Origin of the sequence: Sulfurospirillum sp. 1612, assembly GCF_036556685.1 — a bacterium.
Taxonomy (GTDB): domain Bacteria; phylum Campylobacterota; class Campylobacteria; order Campylobacterales; family Sulfurospirillaceae; genus JAADIZ01.
On the sequence record NZ_CP140614.1, the window covers coordinates 544,386 to 565,620 of the forward strand.

Sequence of the window (21,235 nt, forward strand, 5' to 3'; positions counted from 1 at the left end):
GTATAAAAGAAGAACGAAAATAATAATGAGGTATACTGTCCTTTAAGACAGTAAGATTTATATCAGGGATTATGGAAACATGCAAAACAATACGCTATTTCATATGTTCTTAGATACATGTGAAAAAAATAAAGAACAAATAGCATTTATATATAAAATCAAAAATCAAAAATTTGAAGTCAGTTATGCAAAACTTTTTGATGATGTTGTGATACTCTCACGAGAATTAAAATCTAAAAAAATCACGAAAAACTCAAAAGTGATGTTCGTGTGTGATAATAGATATGAATGGATGGTAACAGACTTAGCGCTTATCTCCCTTGGTGCTATTAGCATACCAAGAGGTAGTGATACCCCTACGCAAGAGTTAGAATTTATCATGAATCACAGCGAGTGTGAATTTTTGATTTTGGAAACAGAAAAATTGTACGAGATGCATGAGGCGATGATAAAAAAATTGTCGTTAAAAGCGATTTTTATCTTAGAAGCTGAAAAAATACATACGATTTTTGACAATCGGTACTCCTATCAAGATATGCTAAAAGAAAAAATCATTTTTAAAAAAGATATCGAACAATTTTATGAGCGTAAAAACAACTTAAATGAAGATGATATCTTTACGCTGATTTACACATCAGGCACTACAGGGACTCCAAAAGGTGTCATCTTGACGCATAAAAATATCATGTACAATGTGCGAGAATTACCCTATCTTATCGGTTTGACACGTGAGGATTTATGGGTGAGTATTTTGCCTTCTTGGCATATATTTGAGCGAGCGGCTGAGTATCTAGCGGTCTCAAAAGGATGTTGTGTTGTGTATTCAAGCATCAAAACATTTGCGGATGATTTGATAGAATTCAAGCCGACTTTGGTTGCAACCGTACCGAGACTTTGGGAATCAATGTACACCAAAATCAACACCAAACTCAAAAAAGAGAATCCTAAAAAAGCAAAAATATTCAATAAATTAGTAAACATATCTTCTGCTTACAATTACAATCTTCGTGTACTCAAAGATGAATTACCCATCTTTTCAAAACAAAATTGGCTGTTGCGATATGGTAAAAAAATCCTAAGTGCCATCAAGCTTGGCTTGCTCTATCCTTTGAATCGTTTTGCAAAAGATAAACTCAAAGCTGTTCAGGAAAAATTTGGAGGGAGACTCCGACTCGCTATCAGTGGGGGAGGAACGCTTCCGGATTTCTTAGACAATTGGATTGATGCCATTGGCATCAGAATCGTCAATGCTTATGGGATGACAGAATGTGCTCCAGCCATCACAGGTAGAGCGCTCAATTGTAATACTTTTTCTACTTTGGGGACACCCATCAAGGGAACTGAGTTAAAAATCATCGGCGAAGATGGCAGTGAGCTACCTCGCGGGAGCGTTGGAGAGATTATCATCAAAGGGGAACAAGTCACTCCTGGGTATTATAAAAATGAAGAAGAAAATAAAAAATCATTTACCAAAGATGGGTACTTTAAAAGTGGGGATTTGGGCAAAGTCACTCTGAAAAATGAGCTTGTCATCACCGGACGCTCCAAAGAGATTATCGTGCTTGCAAGTGGTGAAAATGTTGATCCAAGCAGAATTGAATCGATGATATCCAAGCTCCCTTTTATAACCGATACCGTACTTGTGGGGCAAGATAAAAAAGGTTTGGGTATGTTGGTGGTCCCAGATTTTGAAGAGTTGAAAGAGTACATCTTCAAGCATTTTAATAAAGTGGTTCAAAATATGGAACATGTACTAGAAGATAAGAGTATCGTGAGCAAGATTAAAAATGATATGAACAAACAGTTGAATCGTAAAACGGGATTTAAGCCTTTTGAAAAGCTTCAAAATATTCATTTTTTGAGCGAAGAGTTTAAAGTGGGCGAAGAATTAACCAATACTTTAAAGAAAAAACGCCATATCATAGAGCAAAAATACAAAGGAATCATCGATAAATTTTTGCATTAAAACGTGCTTACAATCACACTCCCTATAGCTTAAAAGCCTTAATATAGGGGCTTTTAAATATCTGTTTTTAAATTGTTTTAAAACTGAACCAAGAGTGGTTAGTGTCGTAAAAAAGTTAAGAGATAAACTATGAGACCGAGAGCGTGCCATTTGTGAAAAAGGCTTTGTAGGCGTGGATTTAATTGCTTAGAATAGGACCGATATTGAATGAAACTTCAAATATATAATTGAAAGTTTATTTTTTTTCATAATCTCTTAAGGTTTGTTGGACTTTGTAGTTTTTTCTTTTTGAACACTTTGTAAAATATACAAAATTAGTATGAATGTTTGGCGTTTCAAAACCTAGAAATTTAGAAGAGACTGCTCAGTATTTTATGTCATATTCAGTGTAATCCGAGCACATTGTTATATTTGGCATTGTTAACCTTTGTGTTTTAATTATGATATTTAATATATAGAGCTAATTGAAGCTCTATAGTAAATCAGTAATTTTTTTTGCAATTTGCTCCGCCATTTTAGGTGGTACAGCATTACCAATTTGTCTAAATATAGATGTACGTGGCCCTTCAAAATAAAAGTCATCTGGAAAACTTTGTAACCTTGCAGCTTCTCTTATAGATAACGACCTTAATTGTTTAATATCTGGATGAATGTAATAATGTCCATCCATAGCCATATGAGCTAAAATAGTATGCGAAGCTTTTTGATCTGATTTAATTACATTAAATCTATTTGTAAAAGTAGTTTTATTTTTATGAGTGCACAAATCAGGTCTTCTTCTTGATAATTCACTATAGCAAAGTCTTTCTTTTCTCTCATCCCATGCAATAATTGCTTCTTGATATATCTCTCTGTCTCTATCATTATGAGGTCTTGTTTCATGTTGAGTTAAAATATTAAAATCCTTTTCCCTTATATGACTTAATTCCAAATATTTATTTGTATTCTCTACATAGAGATTTTCGCCTTCAATTTTATTACCAGGAAGAGTGAAAGGCAAATCCCTTAATACATCATTTACGGTGATATCTTTATCTAAAATGATTTTACTAAAAATAACTTTTGGAAAATTCTTTTGATTTTTTCTCTTTCTTATTCCAACAATTATAATTCTTTTTCTAGTTTGTAAAACACCATAATCACTAGCTACCATTTCTTGTTCTTCAAGATGATAACCAGCATTTTCTAAAGCAATTTGTAAATGTCTATAATATTCACCATTGCCTGCCGTTTTGAGTCCAGGAACATTTTCAAAAACAAATATTTTTGGTTTATATTTTTCTAAAAACTGTACATAAAATTTATATAAAAAATTTCTATGATCATTTTTTACTGACTCTTTCATTCTTGCTCTTCCAACAATAGAATACGCTTGACAAGGAGGTCCACCAATTATAACATCAATCTTTTTTACTTTATTTCTTTTAATATTAATTGATATATTTTTATATATATCATTCATTGTATCTTCTGAAATTGCTTTATTTATAATTTCATGTTCCTCGTCGATATTAGCTAATCTCAATAATTCAGTGTTTGATATTTTATTTAATAAATAATCATAATAAATATCAAGTTTATTTTGCTTTCTTAATTTCCAATATGCTTTTCTTGTTTTTAACGTTTGGCATGCATAGTTATCTACTTCTACGTGTCCAACAAATGTAGCACCTTGTCTAAAAAAACCTTCTGACAAACCACCTGCACCAGAAAACAAATCTAAAACTACCATAATTCTCCATTTTTAAATGAATATTTTTTTTGAATTATAACAGGGGCTCTCTTAATAAGACCTGTATTTAATAGATTATTAAAAATCAATAGAAGACATTCCTTCATCTACAAGTTTATTTATTATTTGTATTATTCTTTTTTGTTCCTTATCTGTGGGTATTTTACCAGTTATATTTACATCTCTAATTTTTTGAAGTAATTTTATTTCTGTTTCAATTAACATTCTTTTTTCATTTCCCCAATTAATTATTTCATTCCAATTATCTGTAGAAATATGAAATAATTTTTTTAGTAAGTGTAATTCATTATCTATCTTTTGTTCTTTTTTAGCTTCTTTATTCTCATAATTTAATTGTTGTTGAGAAATCATATTTTCTTTAAATTCTTTCGATAGAATCAAATCATCAGTATTATTAATAATATCTTTTAATTTAGTCCAACACAATTCTTTTTTACACCATTCAGATATATTTGTAAAATTTTCAGGTGTTTTTGAAATATAAGTATTTATATATTTGCTTATATTCTTGATTTCATCCTCAAAATATTGATCAATTCTTTGATTTTTCCATATATTAGAATAATCAATGCTTAACTTCTCTTTTGAAAGTAAATATGAAATTGTCGATAATGTGTATGCTACAATATTTGCTTTATACCCGCCATACCATGGTTCTTTAAATACAATTTTATCACATGTTTTAAAAATTATAATTTTTGCTATTGCATGCATATAATAGAGATCATTAAACTCTTTATCATTTTTATTCCACATTGGAACAATAATATTACCAAAAGCTAGGAAATTTTTTTGAGCACCTTGACTTACTATATGAGGTTTTTCTTCCCAAACCATTAAATATTTAGCTAAATCAGTTTTAGAGAATAATTGATTTTTTGGATTAATTTCCTTAAATTCTCTTTTTTTTGCATCTGTTAATTTAGATTGTAATTCAAGATATTGACCTCTAGCTCTTTCATAAAACCATTTAGTTTTATTTAGTTGTCCTTCTTGTGCTGGTGCCCAAATTCTTCTTGATTTTTCCTCCATTCGAATATGATAAATATCATTTGAGAAAAAATCAGCATCACTTACTTTATTTTGAGTATTTGCAAATCTTGAAATATTGGGGACAACCTCATTGACATTTTCATCATCGATTATTGTTAACTTCATTTGTACAAATATGTCAGATAAGTCAACTTTATCCATCTTCATAGTATTAAATAATGAAGCTGTAGTTTGTCCACCATTAACTATTTGAAAATTTTTTAGAGATTTAATTTCATTCTTATCGGTAAGTTTAATATCTTCAGCAGTTGCTGTTAATCCATTATTGTAAGCAAAAAACATACTTGGATTATCATTAATAGTTTTTCTAATACCTTTGTTTATTTTAGCTCGGAATTGTAAAAAACTTCTAACATTTGATTCTAATAATTTAGCACCATATTTTTCGTAAAGGCTTGCCAAAACTTTTCCATTGATAACACACAAATATGAACGATAAGGTGAAGAAGAAATATGTGCAGGTAATGATGGTATTAAGCTATTGAAATCTTCTTCAAAATTTATAATCAGTGTTTCATTCTTATTTTTTGAAGTATCAATATCGAAAAATCTTTTCATTTCCCAAATATCATATAAAACTTTATAGTCTTTTATTTGTTCCTTAGGTAATTGTTTAACACTTTTACTTAATAATTTATTACTTATATAAATGATATTTATAGTTTTAAATCTATTTTGATTTTGATATAAAAAATAAGATATTGCATAACCAGGAGATGTTTCTTCTAAATCTTCATATAGTTTTTTTTCTATTGATTGATTGAAAAATTTAATTAATCTTTTGATATTTAACTCAATATCTGAGTTCCTCAATGATTTTAGCTCACAATCATCCTCAAAATCACAAATAAATAAATTTAAAATCTCTCTATCTTCAATAAACTCAAATCCATCTATTTTCATTCCAATTTTTTTAAAGGGTAAATACGTATAATCTTCTACACTACCTTCATCTATTATATATTCTAAAGCTTTATCAAAGAATTGGCTTTCTTTAAAGTCTTCTCCAACATCAGCAGATGTGTAAACTTGTTGCATAAAATCATCATAAAATTCTTCTAATTCATTCATATTTATCTCCATTAAAAATGATAGGAATATCTTCAACCAAAAATTCTTTGCAAGTATCTAAATTTATTTTGTAAGTTAGTTTTTCTACTCCATAAGGAATATTTTTTATTTTAGGAAAATTATCTCTAACATTATAAAACTCATCTTTAATGAATAAGAAATAATATTCGGAGTATTCCTCAATATCCAAAAAACCATAATCCATTAAAAGACTATTAAATTTTTCTTCAAGTAAACTATTTTTCTTTTTTATAATGTTTTTAATATCATTAATAAGGTCAAAAATATTAAAAGATTTATCTTCTTTATCTGTACTTTCATTTAATGTAACCACGTATAGTAATAAATTCTTGTATTCACTATACAATTGTTCAAAAGAAGAAATAGTAATACTATTAACAGAACCTTTAGTTTTAACCTCAACTGCTAAATTATTAAATTCAAAATCTTGAACCGATTTTAAAGGAGCTTTCCAAAAATTTAATGATTCATCAATACTATACCTATGCAGTAAATGTTCTTTTATAAAGATAAGTTCTCCAACTAAACCTTTTAATTGTCTTTTGTCTATGATTTTTTTTGAATTTTTTAAAAAATATTGCCATTTTTCTAATCGTCTAAAAATTATTTTAACTGCTATCTCTTCATTAGTGCTATTTTTAGAAGATTTTATAAGATCTTTACATAGTGTATAAAAGATATCTTTATCTTCACTTGATGAAAGTGTAAATATCAATTGTTCAATATTATTGTATGTCCCAATTTTTAAAGATATTCCATTTAATTTAGGAAGCTTATTAATTGTAAGTTTTGAATTAGTTTTCATTACAAACAATAAACTGCCATTAATATCTTTGGCCCAATAGAATTCTAAGATATTATTTTTATCAGCTAAAATACCATTAATATTACTTTTTTTCCCTGAATTTTTAATTTTTTTCCAAGGGTTATTTGTCATTTTCTTCCTCAATTTCTTCAAATTCATCCCAATAAGGTTTAATATATTCCTCCCACCATTTTTGATTTACTTTATATAAACCTTTTCTGTTACCATCACAAGAATCTCCATTAGAAATTTTTGGAAAACTTATAGCATAAGCAGGAACATTTTTAAATTTTTCTGAATCTTTAACTTCAATGATATATAAAATTAATAATGGTTTTTTTCTAAATTCTCTGTAATGATTACCAATAGGTTTTACTTTAATTAAATGTTCTTCTATTTCTTCATCAGATAAACCATCTCCTTTTAGTTTGTCTTTTTTAAGGCTTATTGCAAATTCAGTGGCTTTTTGAATATCGTCAGGAGTTAAACCTATTTTTTCATCGCTTGGTTGTCCTACTCTATGATTTTTACCACTAATAACTAATACATCATCTTCTTGAGGTGCATTCCTTCTAATCTTTCCCGTCTTAAAACCATTTTTAAATGTATAATTTTTATTGTTTGATATATTTATTAAAGAAACATCCCATATTTTTAATTCTTCAGTTTTTCCTTTTTCAATATAATTAACTAAAGCTTCTGTATCTGTGCTTTGATTTAAAGGATGATTTTTAAAATTATTTAAAAAGTTGATCACATAATCTACAGAAACATCATTCCATAAATAATTATTGGAATTAGGTATTTTATCTTCTCCAAGAATTAGAATAAAATTATCAAAAGATTCAAGATTACTTTCAATTACAGTCAGATTACTGCTTAACACCCTAGTTTCAATAAGCTTATTTGAATAACAAACTTCAACAATTGCATCTCTAGCATTGTGCATTTTGTTTCTAGCTGTTACAATCAAAGATGCAGGATGATCTTTGATTTTTAATCCATAATCACGAGGACTACGCCTATAATATTCCATAATTTTTAGTTCTTCTTTTAATTCTTCAACTACCTCTGCAATATATCCATACCAATCAATTGCTTCTGCTCTCATAAATACTTTACATAAATCCTCGTATTTATCTCTGTATCCAAACCATCTTCCCATTTGTAATAATGTATCATACATCTGAGTATTTCTTAAAAAATAACTTATAGTTAAACCTTCTAATGTAAAACCCCTTGAAAGAGAATACCCACCTATAGCAATAACATTTAATCCTGTGTCATCATAATCACTATATCTTAAAGGTTCATTTCTACTATTAATTACTAATACTTTAGTTAATTGTTCATAATTTACTATTTCTTTAAGAACTTCTTGAAAATCAAATTTATCTAAATTTGAATACTCACCTTCCCATAAGCGATACATTGAGGAAAGTATGTCATTTTTTAGGATTTCTTTTAGAGTTTTGTTATGATTATATTTTATAAAACGTAGCATGGATTGAACATCTTCATAAAGAATATTTTTTATCTGTTCTTGAATATCAATACGAAAAGAAACATTAATTAACATTGAATGATGTTTATTTTTGATTCCTCTTAAGCGCTTTATAGCACCTGATAATAAAAATAAATAAACAGCTTTATACAAACTTTCTGGAAGATATTCAACAATAAAATCTTTAGTATGTTTAACAGGTAAAAATTTTTCATTATCATCAATTTCTATTAAAATATTAGAACTATCATCTAAAAATATTTTTTTAGCCCCTACATAATTAGATGGAGCCTCAAGTGCAATAATGAAATCTTCTGGAAATAAATCTTCGCCTAAAACTTTATCATCATTTTCAGGGTTAATAAATATATTAGCAAATGGTGTTGCTGTATAGCCAACATAACATCTTCTTACAAAAAGTTTTAATATTTCTCTAATTTGTTTATTAATTTTTGTCGCTTCATCTAAATTTTTTTTAGTATTAACAGATGCATTATCTGCTTCATCATCAATAATTAATAATGGATATTCTGATAGTCTTTCTTCTGTTGTTGTACTTCTTAACCATTTTAAAATATTATCAAGTGTTCTATAATTTTTTTTAATAACAAGAATCATTGGTTCTTTATAGTCTTTTGGATCAATACCAAGAGAACGAAGATTTGAAGTTTTAAAATCATTTAGTGTACTTGTCAAACTTCCAGGTCTTCTTTTACAATTTATTTCACCTACCCCGATAATTTCCTTTTCAAGATTATCAAAGCCTATAAAACCTTCATTAATCCTTTTCTGAGTTTGTTCTCGCAAATTATTATGAATACCCGCTATCAAAATTATAAGCTTATAACCTACATCAGCAGCTTTGTTAATCAATGAAATATAATTTGCAGTTTTACCAGATTGCACATATCCCATAACAAGACCTTTTTTAATCCAAGAACCTTCTCGATGGGGGTTCTCTAGATAATCTAGTATTTTTTCATTTTTTTCAAAAATACTATTAACTACTTTTGGTGGATAATTTTCATAATAAAGTAAATAATCTTTGTATCTATCTTCATAGTATCTACTTCTTGTTTCAATTTTGTGTAACCAAGGTTCCCAACCTTTTTTTATTACTTCGGTTCCTAGTGGTATAGAAATTTGATTTTCTGATATAATTTCTTTGATCAATTGTTCTCTATCTAAATCTGATAAATTGCAATTTAAAACTTGCTCAAATAATGGTATTTTTAAATTTAATTCTTCTTTTGTGGGTATCTCTTTATTACTTATAATCAACGTTTTAAGCTGACTTTTTATTTTTTCAAAACAATTCATTTAATATTGCCTTCTTCTAGCTTATTATCAAAAAATTCTTTCCAATCTTTTGTATATTTATTGAAAGGTTCCATTTTATTGAGAACATCTATATTTTCCAATTTAAAGATATTATTTTCATATAAAACTATTGCCTTTTCTTCTAACTCTAAATCTGAAATACCATTGTCTAAATTTACTTCTTTAGGATTATTCCCTAAATCTGAATATAATACATCTTTTGGGAAAAAGCTTGATATCAAGTCTAATATCTCATTTAAATTATGTTTTTGTTCAGTACTTAGTTCTTTAATAAAATTTTTAATCAAAGGATGTTCTTTATTTATTAAATATCTTATTTTCCCTCGGGCTGTTATCCGTTCCCAAAAAGCAACATCTGTTGAAATAGCTTTTGTGCCTCTAGACTTATAAATTCTTGAGGAACTACCAGCAATTTTATCTATAATTTTTTTTAGTCTTTCTCTAATTATCGATGGAGGAGAAGCATAAGATTTTTTTACATCAATTTTCCATAAGTAATCTAAACTATTTGGTAAATCAATTTGAATTCGTGCTAGCTTAAACATTTCTGATTGTGGAATTAATCTAAACCAAGTACCTGAAATCAATAATCTTTTGTTTCTATAAACATAAAAGCCTTGATTTTTTAAATAACCACCTTCTCCTGCATAATAATCATACTCATGTACTGATACTTTTGTATAATGAGGTAAGATATATGGTCTAATTATTATTTTTTTATTATCAATTTGTATTGATTCTTCTGATAATTCTTGAGTTGCAGGATGATTTATATGAAAAGGATCAAAAGGTTTTAGCTGTAAATCATTGATATAAATATTTATTTTATCTTTACCTTTTAAAAACCTATGAAAAACTAATTCTAAATGTTTTTGAAGTAAATTAATCTTTTCATAAACTATATCTTCAGTTAGGGAAGTTACAGTAGTATCAATAATTCTATCTGTTTCTTCCCATAAAACTAAAGTTCCATGTTTATTCAATGATTCAATTTTATAAATATTATTTATCTCATCATCTTCTAACAATTTTAAAGACCAATCTTCAGTTTCTGCAACATAGTCTAAATCCCATTGTGCTGCAACATTTATTGAATAATTTGAAGAGATTACCGTAAGTTTTCTACATTGTGAAAATGAAGCAGTTTTTAAACCTAATCCAAATCGTCCTAAATCATTTTCATCTCTATCATCTAATGGATTTTGACTTCCAGGTCTCATAGCTTCTATTAATTCATCTTTGTTCATACCAATACCATCATCAATAATAGCAATTGACAATTTTTGATCATAAAAGTCAAAATAAATTTTGATATTTTTAGCATTAGCTGTAATACTATTATCAATAATATCAGCAATAGCACTCTCAAATGAATAACCTATATCTCTCAAAGACTCAATAAGTGAAGATGCTTTAGGTAATAGTCTAATTGAATGCAAGCTTTTCCTTATAAAATAAACTTAAAATATATTATTTAAATATCTCTGACAAAGAACTGAAATAAATATAATTATCTCTTAGTAAACAAGATTTTGATTCTCTCTATTTATCTATTAACTTCATTATCAATAGTATTTTCATTTAATACTTGAGTGTTTTTAAAATATTTATTATCATTTTCTCAAGTCTTACAGACATCACTATTTATATCAAGTGGCTATTTTGTATAGAATCTTTTGATTCATTGCTTAAAAAGTCTATCTCTATTTGTTTTACTACTATAAATCTCTCTCCAATATTCTATAATCACGTTAATATCTAAGAAAGCATCTTAACTTATTATAAAATTTCACCTATTCTTCAACATCATGTATTTTCATCAATTTCTCATCTTCCAACAGCTCTAATATTCTTACTAACTGTACGTTTTAGAACTTTCTCTAAATTTCAAACTAAATTGTTCAACTATGATATAATTTTAATTACTATCGACTACAAATGCAAGACTCAGAGATGTCTCGTTTAATTATCAATAGGTTCAAAGTTTCATTTAGATAAAAATAAAACTCTTCCAATTTTGTTCCAACTGTCTCAAAGCTAGACAAGAACTAGATTATTTATAATGGTTACTAAGTTGCCTTTCAAAGGCATATAGTAGTTATTTACTCATTATCAGATAAAATTTACACTTAGGCGCCTTTTTTCTTTTTCCAAACCGAAAATTTACTCAGTGTGTGTTGGAATTTTCTCACATGTTCTTGTATGACAAAGGCGACATCAAAAGGCTCGCTTAATGGCTCAAAATGTTCTTGTAAGATTTCACTGAGCCTATCTTGTGAGTAAATCGCTTTGCCATTTTCCACTTTTCCTCCAAGCCAATTTTCTTTTTTGACATACTCCTCACTCCAAGTAAAAGGGCTTGCTACGATGAAAATCCCCTCATCATTGAGTCTTTTTGAGACATCTTGTAAGAAGAGTTTTGGGTTGTACAACCGATCAAGCAAGTTGATGGCAACGATCATATCATAATGCTCAAAGTGCGGTTTGAGATTGCACGCATCGCCTTGCCAAAATTCCAGTTTGTTAAAATCAACTCGATCTAGTCCCAAATCCTTTAACGTGATCTCTTTTTGTTCTTTGATATCGCCTTCGATTTTCTTCTCATATCTTAAAAATCCGTTTTCTTTCAAAGATTGGGCGACATTGATAAATCTGGCACTAAAGTCGATGCCCGTCACGCGCTCAAACGTTTTGCACAATTCAAACGAAGTTCGCCCGACACTACAGCCGATATCTAAAACGCTTCCCTTGTTGATGGCATATTTCTCGGCAATCTCGGCAATCTTTTTAGCAAAATTTTTGACACCAAAGTGCTCATCCCCATAGTGAAACTCACAATACTGCGAGATGATTTCATCTTTTTCATAATATAATTTATCAAAAGTATTGGTGTAATTGCTTTGTACATAGCGAAATCCGGCATGTTGAAAGAAGTGTCGTCTAAATGCGTAGCGGCTGTTGGTGAGCACTTCATTGCCCGTGCTAGCCCAAGAGCCTCCTTTCATGATATTGTGTCTGGTATCAAATGTTGGCACAGAGAAATCATCATAAAGCGGATGGACTTGAAACCCTTCAAAGCCATCGATTGGAGTGGTTGTCCACTGCCAAACATTGCCTATAACATCATAAAATTTTCCCTGTTTAAATCTGTCAACCGGAGTGGATGAGGTAAAATGCTCAAAGTTTAGATTGGCATCGACTTGAGGTTCGTTTGCGATCTTGCAAGCATCAACGAGACATCGATACATCGCTTCATTGGGGAGTGTGATGTTTTTGTTAAGCTTTTGACTTTTGTAATTGCAAAATGCTTCGGCTTCGAGGAAGTTCACATCAACGGGCCAATTCAGAGGCAAAGGCAGGACTTTGGTGATGCTTTTGTATTGAAAATCTTCGCCATCTTTGATCCAAAATGTGGGGAATTTCGCATTTTTGTACGCTTTCCATTGTTTGCCCTCATCACTCCAATAGCTATCATTTTCATACCCGCCATCACGCACAAATTCCAGGTATTCACCATTGCTAACCAAGTATTTTGAAGCTTTAAAATCTTCGACTTCTTCTTTATAAGTGCCGTATTCATTGTCCCAGCCATAAAAATCAAATAGCTCTCTTTCTTTACCCAGTTTTACTGTTTTGCCTTTGACACTAAGAAGTTCATTTTGGGGATATTGGGTGCTGATGTCTTCACAAATTGGAAAATCAGGATGCTCTTTGACTTTGGCGCTATCGAGTTGTCGGTGCAACACTGAAGAAGTCTCGATATGGATGCGCTCATGTTCGATGCCCATCAAGATGACCCACATGGGGCTATCCCATCCGATAGGAGAGGAGAAATTCACGGAGTCGATGTAATCAAGCACAACTTTCTTGACCGCTTCTCGATACACGCGCACGTCATCAACACTCGGCCAATTGTATTCTACCTTGTCCAAATCATCCCAACTCATCTCATCGACACCGATGGAAAAAATCGATTCAAAAGTAGGATTGATGCGTTTTTGTATCTGTTTGCCAAGGAGTAATTTATTCATAAAAAAAGTGGCGGTGTGTCCAAAATAAAAGATTAATTGATGCCTGAGGGGTTCGGGTTTTTCGTAAAAGACGCTATCATCTGTAAAGATCTCAAATTGCTTTTCAAAGAGAGTATACGTCTTCAAAAAGTATTCTCTAATTTCTGCTCTTTTTGCGGAGGTATCGTCAAATTTTAGTGCGATATTTTTTGTTATTAAGTTTTTTTGCATCATGATCCTTTGTACATCTTTCGTGACTTGATGGTTTTAATCATAACGAAATTTATTAAACAAGCACCGCAATTGTATTTATTATGTATTTAAAATTCTTATATATCTTGACATTGTTACTAATTAGTAATATAATCTTGGAATAGAATTTTAGTTGAACACAAAATCGTAGTCTAAATGACAGCCTTTGTGTTTTCATTGTCAATAACAAGATTAGCTCATGCTAGAAAAAGGGGAGAAAGATGAAGAAGATAAGAGTATTTTTGATGATAATCGCGATGGCTAGTACGCTGTTTGCGAGTCATTATAATTTGGACAAAACCCATTCACACGTCTCATTCAAAGTCAAACACATGATGATATCTACAGTAGAAGGTCAGTTTAATAAATTTGACGGGAGTTTTGTTTATGATGAAAAAACCAAGAAACTCATCTCTATAAAAGGAACAGCCCAAACCGCTTCAATCGATACCAAAGTTCTCAAAAGAGACAATCACTTACGAAGTGCCGATTTCTTTGATGCGACCAAATATCCTACGTTGAGTTTTGTATCGGATAAGATTCAAGGGGATAAAGTCTCCGGAAAGTTGACGATGCACGGCGTGACCAAAGAAGTGACTTTTAAACTCAATGTTGCAGGAACCATCACCGACCCTTGGGGCAATGTCAGAACGGGATTGACACTAAGTGGTGAAGTGAATAGAAAAGATTACGGCTTGATGTGGAATAAAGCAATGGAGGCCGGTGGCGTCCTTGTCGGAGATGATATTAAGATTAATATCGGATTAGAAGGTATCAAAACCAACTAAGACGCAGTGGTTATTTTGTCTTAAATTCAAATATCGCGCCGACACTTCGGTCTGTTTTGTTGGCGATGATATTTGCATTCCATATCATGTTGCCCACGATACAAGAGGGTAGGGTGATATTTCCCTCATAAAGATTTTCTTTGACTTTTTTCAGTGTCGATTCATGAAAGCCCATGTTCATATTGGTTGCATAAACTTTGAGTGCGAGTTGGTCCGTATGGATGCCTTGTGTTACCACTTGAAACTGTAAGGGTTTCATCAAAGGGATGGAACGTGGCGTGATTGAGAGGGTCATCTCGCTTGAATCTTGAAGGGTGACATGACATTTTTCATCATGTAGGTCACAGTTTTTACTTTGTTTTACAAAATTTGTATTACCGACATACCATCTATAAATATCGCTCGAATCTATCAAAAAGTACGCAGATATCAATCCTAGAGCAACAATCTCCAATAAAAGTAATGTATAAAATCGTTTTGTTTTCATGGCAAAAGTCTATCATTATATCGTTAAATATGTATTAAAAATAAAAGCGATATTTTTGTAATATTCTTAGATTAATTATGAATTCTATCATAGATTTGACAGCTAGTTTAAAGTTTGTGCATTGTAGAATACACACAATATTTGAAATACAATACCAAGCTAAACAAGGTTTTAAAATCATATGGTAACGATTACAGTTGACGGAAAAACAATAGAAACTGAGGATGGAGCATTGCTCATAGAGGTGCTACTAGCAAATGGCATCAACATTCCTCATTTTTGCTACCATCCCGCTCTTGGAAAAGATGGAAATTGTAGGATGTGCATGGTGGAGATAGAGGGGAGTAAAAGACCCCAAATCGCATGCGATACTCCAGCAAAAGAGGGCATGGTCATACGAACAAAGGGCGAAAGTATTGAGAGGGTCAAGCGCTCAATCTTGGAGTTAGAACTCATCAATCATCCGATTGACTGTCCTATTTGTGATCAAGCAGGAGAGTGCTCCTTGCAAAACTACTATATGGATGTCGGCTTGTATGACAGTCGGCTTGATACTCCCAAAGTTCATGGTAAAAAACATGAAGATCTCGGTGCCAATGTCGTGCTTGACCAAGAACGCTGTGTCTTGTGTACACGCTGTGTTCGCTTTACTTCCAATATCACCAAAACACACGAACTCGGTGTTCTGCAGAGAAACGACCATTCGGTGATTTCAACATTTCCTGGCACAAAACTCAGCAACCCTTATGCGATGAACGTGATTGACCTCTGTCCGGTGGGCGCACTCACAAGTAAAGATTTCAGATTTCACAAACGTGTTTGGTTTTTAGAACCAGCTGAGGCAATATGTGATGGTTGTGCTCGCGGTTGTTCTTTGTATGTAGATCATCATCGTGATAAATACAAAGATGATATTATCTATCGTTACAGACCCCGGTTTAATGATGATGTCAATGGATACTTTATCTGTGATTATGGAAGATTGAATTACAAAAAAGAGAATGAAAATAGACTGCTAAATGCCTACATTAGGGGAATGGAAAGTGAATTTGAATATGCTAAATTAAAATTAGAGCGCATCATCAAACGATACGGCGCAAAGACGTTGATAGTGCTCTCTAGTAATCTGAGTCTAGAAGAGTACTACCGGTTTAAAAAACTCTCCACAAAACTGAACTTAGAACTCAACGCATACGATAATAATATTGACGAAAAATTTGGAGATGACTTTCTTAAGAAAAACGATAAAACAGCCAATAGAAAGGCCGTTGAACTTTTAGAAATTCCTCATACGCTCAGTGAATTAGAAGCGAGCCTTAAAGATAAGGAATTTGTCATGTTGGTAGGGCGTTCTGATTTCAACATTATCAATAATCTTAATTACAAAGGCTCCATCGGCGTGCTGTGCTCACACGATTTCCAACAAAAAGACAAACTCGATATCGTCTTTCCAATCGTTTCCCACACCGGAAGGGCGGGTTCTTTTATCAATTGTGATGGTTTTGTACAGTTTAGTCAATGTGAAATTAAAAAAGATATATTATCCGCAAAAATATTAGATTTGCTTGCTAGTATCCTCAATGACGGTATTGTCACATGTGAGGATGTCTGGGAAAAAGGTTTGGGAGATGAGCCTTTTTTGAAATCCATTCATTTTGATTTATTGCAAACAAAAAGTCAAAAGATCGAGATGCTATGAGTTCAGTCTTGGTAATTATTGTAACGCTAAATATTCTCTTAGCGATTATATTCTCGTTAGGATTAGTGCCTGTTATGGTCTGGATTGAGCGTCGTGTGGCAGGATTTATTCAAGACCGATTGGGCCCTAATCGTTGTAATATAGGCGGTTTTCGTTTGGGTGGTTTGATTCAGTCTTTTGCTGATATGCTCAAGCTTGTATTTAAAGAAGATTTTAGCTCAAAAAGTATCAAAGAGCGTTTTATTTTCAAATTTGCACCTGCGATTGTGTTTAGTTGTGCTTTTTTATCCTTTATGGTGATGCCATTTGCTGATAATCTCACAATAGGCGCTCACAGTTATATCATGCAAGCCTTACCGGTTGATTTTGGAATCTTATGGTTTTTGGCTTTTGCTGGTTTGGGCGTGTATGGCATTATGCTAGGGGGTTGGTCAAGTAACAACAAGTACAGCCTCTTAGGCGCCATTCGTGCTGGAGCCCAAGTGATTAGTTATGAGGCATCCATGACATTGGCATTGATATCGCTGCTCATCTCATACGGTTCGATTCATCTTGTAGAGATTGTGAATTTTCAATCGGGTACTTTTTGGGGTGTTATTCCTGCTTGGGGTATTTTTATACAACCTTTAGCCGCACTTATTTTTGTCATCACAGCATTTGCAGAAGCCAATCGTACGCCTTTTGATATCGCAGAAGGAGAGAGCGAGATTGTTGGGGGATTTCACACCGAATACAGTGCGATGAAATTTGGTCTATTTTTTGTCGGTGAATATGTGGCGATGAGTGCTTCGAGTGCCTTTATGGTGACGCTATTTCTAGGAGGTTATAATCTTCCTTGGGTCGGAACGGAGCTATTGAAAAGCAATATGGATATCGTGATGGTTGCGATTATTATCATCTTGCCACTGTTAAGTTATAAGTTTAAAAATTGGATTTTTAAAAATAATACCTGGCCAGATGTCGAAGATAGTCGAAATCGAGAAAGTATCTGGCTGGTGCGGATTTTGGCAGGGTTGAATATCGTGATTATTGTACCTCTGGCCTATTTCTTAGTAGTGGGTCTCTCCCCAAATGCGGTGAGTATTGCGGTCATGATCATACAGATTGCGACATTTGCAATCAAGCTCTTGCTGGTGAACTTCTTCTTTGTTTGGGTGCGCTGGACACTACCGAGATTTCGATATGACCAACTACAAAATCTTGGATGGAAAGTATTGTTGCCATTATCGCTTGCCAATATTTTTATCACCGCGACGGTTGTCGTCGTATTTGGAGTATGATATGGGTGTAAAAATAGTACCACGACATGGCAATAGCCTCAAAGAGAAGTTATATTTGCCTGCCATTTATGGTGGGTTAAAAACAACGATATCGCATTTTGTGACCAATTTAAAAGATACATCAAATATCAAAACGATGGCCTATCCTGAAGTGATGCCTGATGATATTACCGATCGATATCGGGGAATTCACAGATTAACAAAACGCAAAGATGGCAGTGTTCGATGTGTCGCTTGTTTTATGTGTTCGACCGCTTGTCCTGCTGATTGTATCTTTATCGAAGCGACGGAGCGTCATGATGGCGTTGATGAAAAGATGCCAGAAAAATTTTCGATTGATTTATTAGAGTGTGTTTTTTGTGGCGGTTGCGTGGAAGCATGCCCTTGTGATGCCATTCGTATGGATACGGGGATTTTCTCATTCATCGCAGAAAAACGAGAGGATTTTGTATTGGATAAAGAGGCACTTTTGGATAATAATGCTTTTGAGGAAAATGGCAATGACTGATGTGATGTTTGGAATACTGGGTCTTTTCGCACTCATCGGTGCCATTGGAATGATATATTTTGCTAATACAGTACACTCAGCTTTGAGTTTTATCGTGACAGTGTTATCGCTAGCTGGGTTGTATGCGCTACTTAGTGCACCATTTTTATTTATGGTTCAAATCATCATTTATGCCGGGGCTATTATTGCATTGTTACTTTTTATTATCATGTTTTTAAATATTCGAGAAGAACACCGTCCCAAAGAGCCCAATAAACTCATATTTATGCTGATAGCCGCCATGGTGCTCGCTCCTATGGATGTCTTATTATTTAAAGCGTTTTCCACGATATCAAATGTGAGTAATTTTGATAAATTAACGGATAATTTTGGATCAATCAAGCGCTTGGGTGATGAATTATTCAACGGATGGCTGTTGCCATTTGAAATGATTTCCTTGCTACTTTTGGTGGCATTGGTGGGATCTATTGTATTGGCACGAAAAGAGGAGAGAGAATGATAGTCGTATCTTTTATGTCTTACATCCTTTTGGCAATATTGCTTTTTAGTATCGGGTTAATCGGTGTTGTGAGTCGGAAAAATATCTTTGTTATTTATATGTCCATTGAGTTGATGCTCAATGCCATAAATTTGATTCTTGTGACACTGAGCCGTCATTTTGCGACGATGGATGGTCAAATCATCTCCATGATGGTGATGGCAATCGCTGCGGCTGAAGCGACGGTATTTTTATCATTAATTGTGAGTCTTTTCAGGGTTAAGCGTTCGATTAATATCGATGATTACAACTCCTTGAAACAAAAGGATACGCTATGAGTTCACATTTCTTAGCTTGGATTATATTAATCCCTCTTTTAAGTGCTTTGCTCCTTGGCGTGTTGTATCTGTTATCTATCAGCGTTAAAAAGCTCCCCAACAAAGTATTTACGCTTTTTGCGATTAGCGCACCACTGATAAGTTTTTTGATTGGTTTATTGTATTTTATCCAATTATATCATGGCAGTGATGTCTTTATCTATGAGCCTTATACCTGGCTTGATATCAACGGACATAGTATTAGCATGGGATTTCTTGGTGATAAACTCTCTATTTTTATGGTGATGTTTATCACATTTATCGGTTTGATGATTCACATCTATGCAAGTGGTTACATGAAAGATGATGAGGGCTATGGCAAGTTTTTCTCATATTTTAATCTCTTTATGGCCTCCATGTTATTGTTGGTGTTAGGGGATAGTCCGATTATCATGTTTATTGGCTGGGAAGGCGTAGGATTGTGTTCTTATTTGCTGATTAGTTTTTATTTTACAGAGCCTCTTAATGTGGTTGCGGGAAATAAAGCTTTTATTGCCAATAGGGTCGGGGATTTAGGATTTATTATTGGTCTGATTGTATTGTTCTTTTATGCCGGTCAATTGGGTTTTAATTATGCTGCATTGGAAGATTACATTCCTTTGGTACCGGTACCGGTTTTGACATTTATCGGCGTGATGTTATTTATCGGGGCGATGGGAAAATCAGCGCAGATTCCACTGTATGTCTGGTTGCCCGATGCGATGGCCGGCCCGACACCCGTTTCAGCTTTGATTCATGCTGCAACGATGGTGACCGCGGGTGTTTATATGGTGGCACGATTTCATTTTTTATATGATTTGATTCCTGATGTGGGTGTGTTTATTGCTTATATTGGTGCGGCCACGGCGCTTTTTGCAGCGGTCATTGCCACCAAACAGACCGATATTAAGAAGATATTGGCTTATTCAACGATGTCGCAACTAGGTTATATGTTTATAGCTGTGGGATTGGGTGCTTATTCAAGTGGACTTTTTCATGTCTTCACGCATGCTTTTTTCAAAGCGCTTCTTTTTATGGGAGCAGGTGCGGTGATTGTGGCCTTGCATCATGAGCAAAATATTTTCAAGATGGGTGGCTTGCGACAACGACTGCCTTTGATTTATATTGTGATGCTGGTTGCTAATCTTGCTATTAGCGGTATCCCTCCATTTGCAGGGTTTTTTAGCAAAGATGAGATTTTGCTCAAAGCATATGAACACCATCAATATTTGATTTACGGTATTGGATTGTTTACAGCGGGATTGACCTCTTATTATATGTTTCGGCTCTTTTTTGTGACCTTTGAGGGCAAAAATTATACGCATCAACATATGCATCCTCTAACTTGGAGCATGAAAGCACCGCTGATTGTCTTAGCTCTGGGAGCGACCTTTGCTGGGTTTGCCGGTTTGCCTGAGATATTTGGTGGATCTAATCAGATAGACGCATGGTTAGAGGCCTGGAGTGGCGCAGCTATGAGTGTGTCGCACCAACAAGAGCTTATCTTGATGGCTTCTAGTGTTATCGTGGGTTTGGCGGGAATATTTGTGGCATATATCAAATTCTATCGATACGATTTCACACAAAGTGTGGAGTATACCGGTCTCATCTATAATAAATTTTATATTGATGAAATCATTGACTTTTTGATTGTCAAACGTTTGCGACAGTTTAGCTCTTTTGTTGCTTTTACTTTTGATGATGGCATTATTGATGGCATTGTCATGGGACTCTCTCATGGATTTATTAACCTAGGTAGGAGAGTTGGGAGGTTGCAGTGTGCCAATACACGAGCGTATGCCTTTTTTATGTTGTTGGGCTTGAGCTCTTTTAGTTTATATTTAATTTACGTGTTAGGATAGT

Annotated in this window: 15 protein-coding genes; 8 read left to right on the forward strand and 7 right to left on the reverse strand. The window is 32.8% G+C overall.

Annotated elements, in window-relative coordinates; genetic code table 11:
- Nucleotides 1-79: 79 nt before the first annotated feature.
- Nucleotides 80-1,966, forward strand: a complete 1,887-nt coding sequence (locus SFB89_RS02780; RefSeq protein WP_331775421.1) for an AMP-dependent synthetase/ligase — start codon at nt 80-82, stop codon at nt 1,964-1,966.
- Between the two features lie 472 nt (nt 1,967-2,438).
- Here SFB89_RS02780 and SFB89_RS02785 read toward each other — a convergent pair whose 3' ends face one another.
- The 6 genes from SFB89_RS02785 to ovoA form a co-directional block, all read right to left on the reverse strand.
- On the reverse strand, nt 2,439-3,698 hold the full coding sequence (locus SFB89_RS02785) for a DNA cytosine methyltransferase (RefSeq protein ID WP_331775422.1): 1,260 nt from the start codon (nt 3,696-3,698) through the stop codon (nt 2,439-2,441).
- A 78-nt stretch (nt 3,699-3,776) separates the two neighbouring features.
- Nucleotides 3,777-5,843, reverse strand: a complete 2,067-nt coding sequence (locus SFB89_RS02790) for an AIPR family protein (RefSeq protein WP_331775423.1) — start codon at nt 5,841-5,843, stop codon at nt 3,777-3,779.
- A complete protein-coding gene (locus tag SFB89_RS02795; protein WP_331775424.1) occupies nt 5,836-6,801 on the reverse strand; it encodes a PD-(D/E)XK motif protein in 966 nt (321 codons plus the stop codon). The genes SFB89_RS02790 and SFB89_RS02795 overlap by 8 nt, the downstream gene beginning before the upstream one ends.
- Nucleotides 6,791-9,493 carry a Z1 domain-containing protein gene (locus SFB89_RS02800; RefSeq protein WP_331775425.1) on the reverse strand — a complete coding sequence of 901 codons (2,703 nt, stop codon included), beginning with the start codon at nt 9,491-9,493 and terminating at the stop codon, nt 6,791-6,793. The genes SFB89_RS02795 and SFB89_RS02800 overlap by 11 nt, the downstream gene beginning before the upstream one ends.
- Nucleotides 9,490-10,953, reverse strand: a complete 1,464-nt coding sequence (locus SFB89_RS02805) for an ATP-binding protein (protein ID WP_331775426.1) — start codon at nt 10,951-10,953, stop codon at nt 9,490-9,492. Before SFB89_RS02805 ends, SFB89_RS02800 begins: the two co-directional genes overlap by 4 nt.
- A gap of 690 nt (nt 10,954-11,643) precedes the next feature.
- Nucleotides 11,644-13,755, reverse strand: a complete 2,112-nt coding sequence (gene ovoA, locus SFB89_RS02810; protein WP_331775427.1) for a 5-histidylcysteine sulfoxide synthase — start codon at nt 13,753-13,755, stop codon at nt 11,644-11,646.
- Nucleotides 13,756-13,997: 242 nt separating this feature from the next.
- Here ovoA and SFB89_RS02815 point away from each other — a divergent pair, with 242 nt between their 5' ends.
- Complete coding sequence (locus SFB89_RS02815) at nt 13,998-14,564, forward strand: YceI family protein (protein WP_331775428.1); 567 nt, start codon at nt 13,998-14,000, stop codon at nt 14,562-14,564.
- A 10-nt stretch (nt 14,565-14,574) separates the two neighbouring features.
- On the opposite strand, the gene SFB89_RS02820 is transcribed toward SFB89_RS02815, so the two are convergent.
- A complete protein-coding gene (locus SFB89_RS02820; RefSeq protein ID WP_331775429.1) occupies nt 14,575-15,051 on the reverse strand; it encodes a hypothetical protein in 477 nt (158 codons plus the stop codon).
- Between the two features lie 181 nt (nt 15,052-15,232).
- Between SFB89_RS02820 and SFB89_RS02825 the strand changes: the two genes are divergently transcribed.
- The 6 genes from SFB89_RS02825 to nuoL are packed head-to-tail and all read left to right on the forward strand — an operon-like array spanning nt 15,233 to nt 21,234.
- A complete protein-coding gene (locus SFB89_RS02825; protein ID WP_331775430.1) occupies nt 15,233-16,750 on the forward strand; it encodes a 2Fe-2S iron-sulfur cluster-binding protein in 1,518 nt (505 codons plus the stop codon).
- A complete protein-coding gene (locus SFB89_RS02830; protein WP_331775431.1) occupies nt 16,747-18,030 on the forward strand; it encodes a complex I subunit 1/NuoH family protein in 1,284 nt (427 codons plus the stop codon). The genes SFB89_RS02825 and SFB89_RS02830 overlap by 4 nt, the downstream gene beginning before the upstream one ends.
- A 1-nt stretch (nt 18,031) precedes the next feature.
- Complete coding sequence (locus SFB89_RS02835; protein ID WP_331775432.1) at nt 18,032-18,538, forward strand: NuoI/complex I 23 kDa subunit family protein; 507 nt, start codon at nt 18,032-18,034, stop codon at nt 18,536-18,538.
- On the forward strand, nt 18,531-19,037 hold the full coding sequence (locus tag SFB89_RS02840; protein WP_331775433.1) for an NADH-quinone oxidoreductase subunit J family protein: 507 nt from the start codon (nt 18,531-18,533) through the stop codon (nt 19,035-19,037). Before SFB89_RS02835 ends, SFB89_RS02840 begins: the two co-directional genes overlap by 8 nt.
- Entirely contained in the window at nt 19,034-19,354 is a 321-nt protein-coding gene (gene nuoK, locus SFB89_RS02845; protein WP_331775434.1) for an NADH-quinone oxidoreductase subunit NuoK, read from the forward strand. The genes SFB89_RS02840 and nuoK overlap by 4 nt, the downstream gene beginning before the upstream one ends.
- Nucleotides 19,351-21,234, forward strand: a complete 1,884-nt coding sequence (nuoL, locus tag SFB89_RS02850; RefSeq protein ID WP_331775435.1) for an NADH-quinone oxidoreductase subunit L — start codon at nt 19,351-19,353, stop codon at nt 21,232-21,234. The genes nuoK and nuoL overlap by 4 nt, the downstream gene beginning before the upstream one ends.
- Nucleotide 21,235 lies beyond the last annotated feature (1 nt).